This is a genomic window from Psychrobacter sp. JCM 18900, assembly GCF_904846625.1.
Lineage (GTDB): Bacteria > Pseudomonadota > Gammaproteobacteria > Pseudomonadales > Moraxellaceae > Psychrobacter.
Window position 1 is genome coordinate 362228 of sequence record NZ_CAJHBL010000002.1, and the last position, 13011, is coordinate 375238.

A 13011-nucleotide genomic window follows, 5' to 3' on the forward strand; every position below is an offset into this window, starting at 1 on the left:
TTTTTAAAATTAAGAGTACGCAAGCAAAGCAGGTAATAAAGTCACAACACCATATTCTCTGCTTTGTTTAATAGTTTTAGCTCTATTTTTTAATGTAAGAGAGTTATGTTTTGGCTAATTTTACTTCTTGATTGGGTTCAATCTCGTCTTCAAATAAGTTTTCTATTCTGGCAATACAAAGCGTTGAAACCATGTCGCCTGTTACGTTGAGTGTGGTATGTCCCATATCAATTATTCTGTAGATTGCCGCAATTAGGCCGATAATATCAGCAGGTAACCCAATTGAGTCCAATAGAATAACCATCATCACAATGCCACCACCTGGGATCCCCGGTGAACCAATGGCTATTAGCGTTGCCATAGTGATGGTCATAAATTGTTGAAAGAGTGTCATTTCAATGCCATATATCTGAGCAACAAACATAGTCCCAACGGCGAAATAAACGGCTGCGCCATTCATATTAATCGTTGCGCCCAGAGGAAGAGAAAAACCTGCTAGCTCCTTTGTCACACCAAATTTTTCTTCTGCGACTTTCATAGTGACGGGAAGAGAGCCTGAACTGCTTGTTGTGCTTGCCGTGATAGCCCAAACGGCAGGGATATGTTTGAAAAATTCTTTTAAGCTCACTTTAGCTACGAACTTTAATAGGAAGATATATAAGAATAGAACAACGCAGATCATCGCTACATAATCAGCCAAAATAAATTTAGCCAACGGTCCAAATATCTCCAAGCCATACTCACCAACTGAGGCAGCGATTAGTGCAGCAACACCATAAGGAGAAAACCCCATAATAATGTCAGTAACCTTAAGCATTATTTCCGTTCCACTATCAACAACCTTCTTGAAGGGCTCGCTTTGTTTGCCTAGTATTGTCATCCCAATACCAAAAAAGGAAGAGAAGATAATAATTTGCATCAAATTACCCTCAGCGAGCGCTTGAATAGGGTTAGTCGGTACCATGCTTAGCAGAGTTTCAGAAACACTAGCCATCTCTTTTACTGCCACTGGATCTGTTGAAATAATATTCATCTCAAAACCTTGTCCAGGCATCAATAAATTTGCAACAATAAGTCCAATGACTCCTGATAACAAAGTGGTTACGACATAAAATAGTAACGTTTTACTACCCACCCGTTTTAACTTCTGTATGTCTCCCATATTGGAGATTCCACTTGCTATTGAGAAAGCCACGAGTGGTACAACTATCATCTTGATTAGGTTTAAGAACAGATCTCCAATGGGCTTTGCGATCAGCGCTTGCTCTTTAAAGAAGATGCCTGCGGCTATACCTATGGCAAATCCAATGAACACTTTAGTACTTAGTTGCATCTTTTTTTTTCGCATAATGACACTTCCTATGTGTTACGTTCATGTGAGGTTCTAACCTGCTGCAAGGCTAGTTAATGCTGTAGGAACAATGTTGCAACTATTGGTACAAAATTTATCCACCCCTAAATCTACCATTACAGTTAATATTATAATAATGAATTAAAGCGGTTAGATATATTCAAACTATTAATATATAAACATAAGGTAATCTAATGAAGACTGAGCAAATAGAAACATTTTTGATGATTACAGAAACAAAGAACTTATCTTTAGCGAGTAAAAATCTGTTCATCTCTCAATCGGCAGTTAGTCATCGTTTGCGCGCTCTAGAGGAACATCTTGACTGTGAGTTATTCATACGTGGACGTGGTGAAAAACTAGTCACCTTGACACAAAAGGGAGAGGAGTTTGTTGAAATAGCAATGCGTTGGAAAGCGTTATGGCGGGAAACGAAAATATGGGCATTACAAGAGTCTAAAATGAACTTAAGTGTAGCTAGTATTGATAGCTTGAATACTTGTGTGTTTTCAAATCTATATAAAGAATTGATTAATAACAATAATACAGATGATAAGAAAGCTAGTGAAAGTAGCAATGGGATTACTTTAAATGTGAGTTCTCACTGGAGCAAAACTATTTATGACCTCATTGAGAATAACGATATCGATATCGGCTTCACACTTAATTCATTAAAATATCCAAATGCTATATCTAAACCTTTATTTAAATCTAGAGGCGTTGTTATTTCTTCCATCTTCTCAAAATATGCTAGATTGGTTCACCCGCATGATTTAGATACAGCTGATGAAATTCTTTTTTCAAGTGTTTCTGAATACCATATATGGCATAATTTTTGGTGGGAAAAAAATCAGAATGAGTATTCTAGTGTTGATACGGTTTCATTATTATTCACTGTTTTTGACTTTGAAGAAAAATGGGCTATTGTCCCTGTTTGGATTGCACGTGTGTTTGAAAGAATCCACCCTGTTAAAATATCTGAGCTTAGTGTACTTGCACCCGAATATACTTGTTATCAAGTGACGAATCGCTACCCTAAGTCAAGTAGATTGAAAGCCATTGAAAGGTTTACAACGGCCCTAGAAGATTATATGAAGACAGATGCTTTCATTAATAGTGTGCAGTAAGAGGTTGAATGTTAAAAAATCACAATCTTATATAAAATCTTAATAGTATCTCTTTCGAGCGCAATTTATTAGCCCACTAAACTCAAACTGTATTTGAGAGAAGTTATAGGAGTTTTACATTCATCACATTATGCTTAATAGCCAAAGTATGGTCTGTTATATACATGAGGTTTTAGGGCAGGGCACAGTTTGGGCACCAAATGGGCACCGTCATGAAAACGGGATTTTTGTTTGAGTAGTTAGACTTAACTATATTCAAAAAGATATTTCGAGAATTTCTCTAAAAGCACCGAAAATCAGGCAAAAAAAATCCTCACTTCTTATTTAAGAAGTGAGGATTTTAGTGCTCTTTCAAGCCATATTTGGAGCGGGAAAAGAGATTCGAACTCTCGACCCCAACCTTGGCAAGGTTATGCTCTACCACTGAGCTATTCCCGCTAATTATCAATTAACTATCGTCAGTTGATGAAGGCGTATTATACGCAGTTTTTTTTAGGTGTCAACACCTATGACGAAAAAAATTAAAGTTATTAAAATAGGCATGTCTTCTGGCCATGGATATATGTTATAACGGTTTATTATAATATGTATTCCAAAAGCTTTGTAGTACATAAATAAGCTGGGACGCACTTTATAATTTAATCGTAATCACATTCACAATTATCAATACTTACAAAGATAAGTCATAAGGATAAAAAATGAGTCAACAATATACCATCGCTGATTATTTGTTTGATCGTGTCGCAGAAGCGGGTGCATCTGAGATATTTGGCGTACCTGGTGATTTTAACTTAACTTTTTTGGATAACGTTCTAGCCTCTGACAAGCTACGCTGGGTGGGTAATACCAATGAGCTAAATGCTGGCTATGCTGCCGATGGCTATGCACGCGAGCGTGGGTTTGCCGCTATGGTGACGACCTTTGGTGTAGGCGAGCTGTCAGCGATTAACGCGACCGCAGGTTCTTTTGCTGAGTACGCACCGGTATTGCATATCGTCGGTGCACCAAGCACAGCGCTACAAGACTCAAAGCGCCGTATTCATCATTCGCTTGGTGATGGTGTATTCAATCATTTTATTAAGATGGTCGAGCCTGTAACGGTGGCACGAGCGCAGCTCACCCCTGAGAACGCTGCCTCAGAAATTGATAGAGTGATTCGCTTAATACTTAAAAAGCATCGCCCAGGTTACTTACTATTATCACCAGACGTCGCGCGTCAGCCTATCTACCCACCAACGACCAAGTTGATCGATAGCCAAGAAGACATTACTAGCCAAGCGGCATTATCAGATTTTAAGCAAGCACTAACCGAGTTTTTGCCAAACAAGACCACGACACTAATGGCAGATTTGATGGTGCATCGTTTGGGGTTACAGCCACAGCTCAAAGCATTGATCGCTGATACCGATATTCCTTATACCACGCTATCTTGGGGCAAGACGCTGCTTGATGAAAATAGTGATCGTTGGGCAGGCACTTATGCGGGTGTTGCTTCGCGTCCAATTGTCAAAGATGCGGTAGAAAACTGCGAATGCCTTATTAAAGTAGGGGTGCAATATACTGACACTACTACCGCAGGGTTTAGTCAAGATATCAATGAAGATGTGGTCGTAGACTTGCATTATGAGCGTGCTTCTATCAGTGGTAAGAACTTTGCACCGATTGCGCTAAAAGATGCGTTGCAAGCCTTACATGAAGTGATGACCTCTGGCATTAATATCGTGCCAAAACCTTTCTGTGAAGAAGTTAAGCCACACGAACAAAAAGGTAAAGACAGTGAGGCTATCCGCCAAGATGACCTATGGCACATTATCGCTGGCCGCTTAGATCACAATAACTTGGTGTTTTCTGAACAAGGGACGGCTTATTTTGGTATCAGTGATGTGCGTCTGCCAGAAGGGGTGACGTCATATGGGCAGCCGATGTGGGGGTCAATTGGTTACACGTTGCCTGCCAGCTTGGGCGCCGCAATCGCATCGCCAGATAAACGCAGTGTTTTATTGATTGGGGATGGTTCAGCATTGCTAACGATCCAAGAGCTAGCGGTCATGATTCAAGAGCGCATCAATCCTGTGATCGTCTTAATCAACAATGACGGCTATACGGTAGAGCGCGCGATTCATGGCGAAAACCAATACTATAATGATATTCCTAAATGCGATTGGCAAATCATGCCGCGAGCGTTTGGCGCGACAGATGCGAATAGCCTATTACTCAAAGCAGAGACGGTGGGCGAGCTAAAATCTGCTTTCGACAAAGCTGCTGCGACTACCGATAAGCTTATAATGATTGAGGTGATCGCAGACAAGCATGATATTCCGCCATTGCTGGCAGACATCAGCGCGGCATTAAAGCCAAAAAAGGATTAAGCAATTCGTAGAAGCTTACTTAATAGAAGTGAATAGCCCCATTTAGCAACTTAGCTAGATGGGGTTTTTGCATTTTTTTATCATACGGATTAATTAATCAGCGATTGCTCTTATGTCAGTTTGCAGACTTTAGTATCATGGCGGATTGGGCTACGTTCAGCCTTGATAGTCAACAGGAGATGGACCCGTCGTGATTTGGTTAAAAATGCTTATCGGCGCCTTGATGGTACTGGCGATTCAAATGTTCGCCCAAACCCGATTTTTCTATTTGGCGGCACTTGCGCCACTATTCCCCACCTTTACGTTAATCAGTCACTTTATCGTTGGTACTGAGCGCAGTCCTGCTGATTTAAAGGTCGCGCTGATATTCAGTATGCTTGGTGTCATACCGCATTTAATTTATACCTTTGTGGTGTTTTTTAGCATCAGTTATATGAGTTTATACAAAGCACTAATGCTAGGTGTGGTCGCTTGGACGGTTGCGGCTGCGATTCTGGTACTGACATGGCAATACATTCAAGGTTAAGTAATATTAAGACGTAAACTCTTTTAGCACAGCAATGATATTTTATAGGCTTCACCTTAATATCTGAGCGTTTTTTATTGAAGGATTTTTTATTGATCTAGGGCGTGTCTTCAATTCACCCGATAGTCATCTAAATGGGCTAAAAATGGCTAAATCTTGCCAAACATCGTCAAATAGCTGGTTAATATCCCGATATTATCTGCGCTATTTTTCTTGTTTGACGGCAATTTATCTCATTTTTATCACCATTTTTGAAATGAAGACACGCCCTAGTATTGGCTGCTAGTTCTGATGGTGATGCTAATATCATTACAAATAATTGTCATTCATATTTTGAATAATGGCCGCTTATGATAGGCTCACTGGTGTAATATCTACTAACAGCAAGATAACGAAAACCCCATCGCAATCAATTACTATTCTTAATAATAAAAAATAGGGCTCAAAAAAAATGGATACCTTAAATATCCTGTATCTCGTAGGCGCAGTATTAATTTTTGCCAGCATCATGGCGAGTACATTATCGGCGCGCTTGGGCGTACCATTGTTATTGCTGTTTTTGATAGTGGGTATGTTGGCAGGCGAGCAGGGTATATTGGGTATTGAGTTCTCTCAATATGCGCTAGCCAATTTCGTTGGGCAGGCAGCCTTAGCTTGTATCTTGCTAGATGGTGGTTTACGTACGTCCTTTAAATCGTTCCGAGTGGGTCTAAAACCTGCGATTACGCTGGCTACATGGGGCGTATTAGTCACGGTCATGGTGTTAGGGGTATTTGTCACTTGGCTGCTCGATGTCGATTGGCGCTTTGGTTTGCTGATGGCAGCGATTGTGGGTTCGACCGATGCAGCAGCGGTATTTTCTTTATTACGTAATGGTGGCGTCAAGCTTAACGACCGTGTACAAGCAACGCTTGAACTTGAGTCTGGTGCCAACGATCCCTTGGCTATTTTATTAGTCACTGGTTTGATTGCCTTAAATGTTGATCCTGATGGTCAGACAGTATTTGGCTTTTTAGTTTTATTGCTACAGCAGCTGAGCTTTGGGCTAGGTATGGGCTTATTGTTCGGTTATTTCTTATCCCGATTATTGCCCAAGGTGCATTTAGCAGAAGGCATGTACGCCATTTTAATCCTCTCTGCTGGTTTGGCTGTGTTCGCCGCGACCAATCTCATTGGCGGCAGTGGATTTTTGGCGGTATACCTCACTGGCGTGCTAATCGGCAACCATAAGGTACGTTCAACAGAGCATGTCATGCGAGTGATGGACAGCTTTGCTTGGCTGTCTCAGGCCGTGCTATTTGTGGTATTAGGGCTATTGGTCACTCCATCAAACGTCCTCAATGTCTGGCATTATTCGGTGGCGATCGCGCTCTTTATGATCTTTGTGGCGCGTCCCATTGCCGTCTATACCAGCGTAAAACCATTCAAATTTAAAGACAGAGAGATTGGGTTTATCTCTTGGGTTGGCTTGCGCGGTGCAGTGCCTATTACCTTGGCAATTTTACCCGTCATGGCTGGTATAGATAACGCCTTTATGCTGTTTGATATTGCCTTTGGTGTCGTGGTTCTGTCGTTGATTTTGCAAGGCACAACCATCCCGACGATGGCCAATCTGTTTAAGGTACGTATTCCAACCAACAAAGATCCCAAAGAAGAGCATGAGGTTTGGGTATCGGATAAGGCCAGTATCACGCTGTATGAGTTTGAGGCAAAATCAGGTGCATTTGCCATTGGGCGTCATCCTATGGGTATCTCCAAAGGCATCAATCCAGATGAAATCAGTGTCTTTGCGCTAGTCCGTAATCAGCAAATCGTAGTAGTCGATGACAATACAAAGCTAAAATTCGGCGACAGTGTCTGGTATGCCATGAGAGGTAATCACGCGAGCAAAATCGCCAAGATTTTTAATGACACAACATTAGATCGCAAAGCTATCGATGATTTCTATGGCGATTGGTTGCTATCACCGAGTGTTAAGCTTGGAGACTTGCCGTTTTTTACAGGAATTATGGCGTCTGAGACTCTGGTAAAAACACTCAAAACGTCTGATGAAGACAGCGCAAAAAACATGTGGGAGCAGACGGTGGCCGAGTACGTGAAATCACACTTAGGTACTGCGCCAGTGTCGGGCGATACTGTTGTGATAAGCGATGAATGGTCATTGGTTATTAAGGAAGTCGATGACAAAGGGAAGCTAAGAACCATTGGTCTAAAGTATCAAGACCAAGTAGCAACCGCCTAAAATTTCATCAAAACTTTTTAATAGCTAATGATCAAAATAGTAAGGCAATTAGCTATTAAAAGTATTCAGTTAGAAACGACTCACTAGCTACTAATAGCTTGAAAATAGAAAGCAGTTAAAATAAAAGGAGCCAGTTTTGCTGATAAATTAGGCCTTGGAATAATTCTCTGACAACAAATTTATCATTTTATTCAAAAAATCTGCCACATGCTTGTGCAGATTCTCTCTGTATGCCCAGTGATGCTTCACCTCGTAACTTGCCTCATCAGGCAGTAATATTTTCATCAGCCCCATCTCTTCGTAGCGCATTGCTAGATCGCGTGGCAAATAACCCACATGGTGACCTGCTAGGATAAGCTGCGCGGTGGCTTCCATCTGATAGGTAGTTGCGCTCAGTATCTTTGGACGAATATGATTGATGCTGACATCAGTAATATAGCCTCGTTTCACCCAATGATGGTCTTGCTCTAATTCCTCAAATGTTAGCTTGTCAGGCTCATGAAATGAGCGATGCTCACGCCCGCAGCAGACCACTTGTGTTTCGATAAAAGCAGGTTGAAAGGTCAATAGCGGTGGAAAGCTACCAAAGTATCCCACACCAATATCACTCTCGTTACCGAGGAGTTTTTCTATCATGCTCTCAGGACTTTGCACGTCAATCGAAAAGTGTATTAATGGATTGTCACGGTAGCTAGCAGCCAAACACTGACGCAGCGCATCATAAAAAAGCGTCGGCATCTGATCGATTAAACACAGTCTGATGTGACCACCACGCACAGAATCTAACTGACGGATATAGTGCAACTGATGTTGAAAGCTGGCAACGGCCTCGGTAAAGCTCAAACAAGCCTCATACACTGCTGCGCCGTCCTCTGTCAGCTTAAACCCTGCACGACCACGATGGCACAGCGTCATTCCTAAGCGGTCTTCTAAATGCGTCAAATGTCCACTGATCACAGAAGTAGTAACATTTAAGCGTGACTGAGCGGCTGTCACGCCCTGACACTCCACGATCGCCATAAAGCTACGTAGTGTTTTTATATCTATTTTTATCAACTCATCTAGCATCAATCGCCACCCTATATCAAATTAATTAAATAGTAATGGATAAGGATTGAGTAATTTTCATAATCCTTACTTTTCTATATGTATTCGTACCATCTACTAAGAAATAAAAAGTAAAAGCTAATTTTATCAAGGTTTTAAGGTTACCTAACAAAACATTCTGCTTGTCAAAACTTCTGATAATAATATGTAAATTTCGTTTACTACGAAAAAATAGAAGTTTGCTTCTGAATTTTACCATGGTTCATGCTCTTATATTTATGTATTGTCAATGGCATGTAGCAAATTGTGTACTTAAACCAAATAGAACAAGGAAGTAACTTATGACATTCAATCAACCATTAAGCGGCAATGATATGCCAAGATTTGGCGGTTTCGCTTCTATGATGCGTCTGCCAACTCAAGCCGATGCTGAAGGGTTAGATGTGGCGTTCGTTGGCGTACCTTTAGACATTGGTGCATCCAACCGTAGCGGTGCAAGATTGGGTCCTAGACAGATTCGTGATGAGTCAAGAATGATTCGTCCCTACAATGTGGCCACTCGCGCTGCACCTTTTGAGTCATTACAAGTCGCTGACATCGGCGATGTGCCTATCAATACATTCAACCTGCTAAAAAGCGTTGATATCATCGAAAAATTCTATACCGATAAAATCGTCAAACACGGTGCGATCCCTTTAACATTAGGCGGCGACCATACCATTGCACTGCCTATCTTGCGCGCACTTGCCAAAAAACACGGCCCTGTCGGTATGGTGCACATCGATGCCCATGCTGATATCAATGATGATATGTTTGGCGAAAAAATCGCGCATGGTACGCCGTTCCGCCGCGCTGTTGAAGAAAACCTCATCGATGGCAATCGTGTGGTACAGATTGGTCTACGTGGTACAGGCTACAGTGCTGAAGAGTTTGACTGGTCAACTGAGCAAGGATTCCGTGTGGTACCTGCTGAAGAGTGCTGGTATAAGTCACTAACCCCGCTCATGGCTGAAGTACGCGAAAAGCTAGGAGATGGTCCTGTCTATTTGAGCTTCGATATCGACGGTATTGATCCTGCGTTTGCCCCAGGTACAGGCACTGCTGAAATCGGTGGCCTGACCTCTACTCAAGGTATCGAAATCATTCGCGGTATGCGCGGTCTAGACGTGGTAGGTGGGGACTTAGTTGAAGTATCACCACCGTATGATCCATTTGGTAATACCTCGGTATTGGCGGCGAACTTATTGTTCGAGATGCTATGCATCCTGCCGGGCGTACGCTATGACGACAAGGTTAAAGCGGTTTACTAATCGTTATGTCTCAATATGATAACCATAAAAGGAATGGGTTATTGACAGTCTCTTATGGGTGAGATGTGGAGCATAAAGTAGCTTTATCGGCACCAGTATAACTACTGGTATTAATATAACTCGGTTAAGGAAGACGCTAATGAGTAAACCTTCTTCATTTTTTGGTCAAGATACCCTTTCTCCAAATGAAGCTGGACACAGTTTGGGTTCAATTGGTACGTTTGCGCTGTGGTTTGGTGCCAATATCGTAGTCACGACCATCTTAACTGGAATGTTGTTGGTACCAGATCTACGATTTACCACTGCTATTACGACCGTACTCATTGGTTCTTTAATCGGTGCAATTCCACTGCTTTTGGTTGGTTTGATGGGCCAGCGTACCGGCCTACCATCGATGGCTCTGACACGTAGAGCTTATGGACCACTTGGTAGCCAGTTGATTTCACTGGTAAACATGGGTGTGCTCATTGCGTGGAGCTGTATTCAGGCGCTGCTCGCTGGCATGAGTCTGAACTACGCGATTGAAGCGACCACAGGTTATAGCAACCTACCACTGTTTGTGATCTTGTGTGAGACAGTCGTGGTACTGATTGTGCTACGTGGTCACCTCGGTATTGAGCTTGTCGAACGTTGGGCGGCACTAGCCATGGCAGGTCTTACGGTTGTCGTGCTCTATCAACTTAATCAACATTATGATGTATCGACCCTGTTTGAGATGCCAGTTGAATCACGTAATGGTATTACGTTAGGTATCGCGTTTGATATCGTCATTGCCACTGCGTTTTCTTGGATGTCTTCAGCAGCTGATTACAACCGTAACTGTAAGACTTCAAAGATTGCCGTATGGGGTACTTACTTTGGCTACATCATGGCGGCTATCGTTGCGATGGGTTTGGGTGCGACGATATCAGGGCTTTCTATCTTAAGCGGTATGGAACAGACTTACGATCCGACTCGTCTGCTTGCTGACTTTGGTTTTGGTTTGCCAGCTGCGCTAGTTATCTTCTTTTCAGTCATGACAACCAATGTAATGGCAGTCTATAGCGCAACGCTATCCTGCATGAACATCGCTCCTAACATGAGCTTTTGGAAACCTGCACTTATCATTGGCCTGGTCACTATCTTTGGGGCGCTGATACCAGGCATTTTAGACCAGTTCCAAAACTTCTTATTGATCGTAGGTGCACTATTTATCCCAGCATTTTCAGTCATGATTGTCGATTATTATCTTGTTGGCCAAGAAGGCTACACCGCAAAGCTGCTTGATTCTACTAAACAATTAGGACGTCCTACTGCAAAGATTGCTATCGCAGCATATCTAATCGGTGCAGCGCTTGCCGCATACTGGACTTTGATAGCGCCTCCATCTTTCGGTGCTTCATTACCTGTCTTTATCATTACTGGTGGACTTTACTGGTTAGGTGCGACTCTGTTCACTCGCCCTAGTAGCGTTGTCACTTCAGCTCAAAAGGAGCCATCATTGTGAAATTGATGATTGCTCAAACCAGTCCTTTACTGGCTGAAGCGACGGCCAATCTAGAAGCTTTAGAGTCGCTTTGTCGCCTAGCAGTAGAGGCAAAAGTAGATCTGCTCGCGTTGCCAGAGCTTGCATTCACAGGCTACAACATCTTTGAGCGTCTTGATCGCTTAGCGCAAACTATCGATGGTCCAATTGTCACTGAAGCAGCTAGGCTTGCTAATAAATATAACTTGCATCTACTATTTGGTCTCGCTGAGCGCCAGTCTAATGGTGAGTTAAGCAACTCTGCCATACTGCTAGATGAGAATGGGCAACACCTTGCGACTTATAATAAGCGTCATTTATGGGATCGTGAAAACGAGTTCTTTACAGCAGGTAAAAAGTCCTGCGTGGTTGATACTAGATTTGGCAAGTTAGGTTTAATGATTTGCTACGATAATGAGTTTCCAGAGGTGGCACGAGAGCTAGCTCAAGCAGGCGCAGAGGTCATCCTGTCACCTACAGCAAATATGCTGCCAAATGCAGAGCGTCAAGTACTGCAAATTCGCGCTCGTGCCATGGACAATCAATGCTTTGTTGCTTGTATCAACCGCTCAGGCGTAGAAGACATCCTTCATTACTGTGGTAATAGCATCGTCGCTGGTCCCGATGGCGAGGTAATCGGAAGGCTTGGTTTGACCGCTGGCACGATGATAATAGATATCGATCTTGCCCGTATTGATGAGAGTCGCACGCACCAAGACTATCTCAAAGATCTACAGATTCGTGATGGAGCTGACTTATGAGTGAGCAGTCATTACCTCGAATCAAGCCAGAAAACTGGTATCGAACCACTACGTTCAGTGACGGAATCACACTTATTGATGAGCCATGGATTAAGCCGTTTTTCCGCTGTAATTTGTGGCACGTACGGGGTAGCGAACGCGATTTATTAGTAGATTTTGGGTTAGGTGCTGTACCATTGCGCCGCCATGTCGCTTTGCTCGCTGATCGCGATATCGTTGGTGTAGCCAGTCACACCCATTTTGACCATATTGGCGCAGCAAATGAGTTTGACTGCTGTCATGTCCATTCTGCTGAAGCACACATCTTAGCTGAGCCAGACAATGCTCGTACTTTGGCAGATATGTTTGTTAACGATGAGATGTTTGACGCGCTACCGCCTGAACCTTATGCCCATTGCGGCTATAAAATTGCTGCACCAGCGAAAATTATGCAGCTTGAAGATGGTGACGTGATTGATTTGGGCAATCGTCAATTTGAAGTAATTCATACGCCGGGTCATTCTCCAGGTGGTATCGCCTTGTGGGAAGCTGCTAGCGAAACGCTGATTTCTGGTGACCTTATCTATGATGGCCCATTAATTGAAGATACGTGGCACAGCAATATGTCTGACTACGCTAAAAGCATGCGCCGCTTAAATGCACTGCCGGTGCGAGTCGTTCATGGTGGTCATTTCCCTAGCTTTTCAGGTAAACGCTTAAACATCATGATTGATGATTGGTTACGGCACCATGACTTGTAATGAATAGCACTCAATAACGATTAAAAATAAACCA

Annotated in this window: 10 protein-coding genes and 1 tRNA gene; 8 read left to right on the forward strand and 3 right to left on the reverse strand. The window is 42.7% G+C overall.

The genetic code is table 11. The features are described 5' to 3' along the window. Window positions 1-103: 103 nt before the first annotated feature. A complete protein-coding gene (locus JMX96_RS04480; protein ID WP_201567598.1) occupies window positions 104-1348 on the reverse strand; it encodes a dicarboxylate/amino acid:cation symporter in 1245 nt (414 codons plus the stop codon). Between the two features lie 197 nt (window positions 1349-1545). Between JMX96_RS04480 and JMX96_RS04485 the strand changes: the two genes are divergently transcribed. Then, window positions 1546-2478 (forward strand): LysR family transcriptional regulator, encoded by a 933-nt coding sequence (locus JMX96_RS04485; protein WP_201567599.1) that lies wholly within the window; start codon window positions 1546-1548, stop codon window positions 2476-2478. Window positions 2479-2841: 363 nt separating this feature from the next. Here the strand turns inward: JMX96_RS04485 and JMX96_RS04490 are convergent. After that, window positions 2842-2916: transfer RNA gene (locus JMX96_RS04490), tRNA-Gly, on the reverse strand. A 260-nt stretch (window positions 2917-3176) separates the two neighbouring features. On the opposite strand from JMX96_RS04490, the gene JMX96_RS04495 reads away from it, so the two are divergent. The 3 genes from JMX96_RS04495 (at window position 3177) to JMX96_RS04505 (ending at window position 7615) form a co-directional block, all read left to right on the forward strand. Next, on the forward strand, window positions 3177-4847 hold the full coding sequence (locus tag JMX96_RS04495; protein WP_201567600.1) for an alpha-keto acid decarboxylase family protein: 1671 nt from the start codon (window positions 3177-3179) through the stop codon (window positions 4845-4847). A gap of 190 nt (window positions 4848-5037) precedes the next feature. Next, window positions 5038-5373, forward strand: a complete 336-nt coding sequence (locus JMX96_RS04500; protein WP_227522928.1) for a GlpM family protein — start codon at window positions 5038-5040, stop codon at window positions 5371-5373. Window positions 5374-5824: 451 nt separating this feature from the next. Beyond that, window positions 5825-7615 carry a potassium/proton antiporter gene (locus JMX96_RS04505; RefSeq protein ID WP_201567601.1) on the forward strand — a complete coding sequence of 597 codons (1791 nt, stop codon included), beginning with the start codon at window positions 5825-5827 and terminating at the stop codon, window positions 7613-7615. 147 nt (window positions 7616-7762) lie between these two features. Here JMX96_RS04505 and JMX96_RS04510 read toward each other — a convergent pair whose 3' ends face one another. Then, the gene (locus JMX96_RS04510) at window positions 7763-8683 is read right to left on the reverse strand and encodes a LysR family transcriptional regulator (RefSeq protein ID WP_201567603.1); all 921 of its coding nucleotides are present in this window, start codon (window positions 8681-8683) and stop codon (window positions 7763-7765) included. Between the two features lie 320 nt (window positions 8684-9003). On the opposite strand from JMX96_RS04510, the gene speB reads away from it, so the two are divergent. From speB to JMX96_RS04530, 4 genes are all read left to right on the forward strand, one after another. Then, window positions 9004-9972 carry an agmatinase gene (gene speB, locus JMX96_RS04515; protein ID WP_057760617.1) on the forward strand — a complete coding sequence of 323 codons (969 nt, stop codon included), beginning with the start codon at window positions 9004-9006 and terminating at the stop codon, window positions 9970-9972. A 139-nt stretch (window positions 9973-10111) separates the two neighbouring features. Beyond that, window positions 10112-11458: a purine-cytosine permease family protein gene (locus JMX96_RS04520; RefSeq protein ID WP_201567605.1), complete on the forward strand. Its 1347-nt coding sequence runs from the start codon at window positions 10112-10114 to the stop codon at window positions 11456-11458. A 5-nt stretch (window positions 11459-11463) separates the two neighbouring features. Then, entirely contained in the window at window positions 11464-12237 is a 774-nt protein-coding gene (locus JMX96_RS04525) for a carbon-nitrogen hydrolase family protein (protein ID WP_227676948.1), read from the forward strand. Next, window positions 12234-12977: an MBL fold metallo-hydrolase gene (locus JMX96_RS04530; RefSeq protein ID WP_201567609.1), complete on the forward strand. Its 744-nt coding sequence runs from the start codon at window positions 12234-12236 to the stop codon at window positions 12975-12977. The genes JMX96_RS04525 and JMX96_RS04530 overlap by 4 nt, the downstream gene beginning before the upstream one ends. Window positions 12978-13011: the final 34 nt, after the last annotated feature.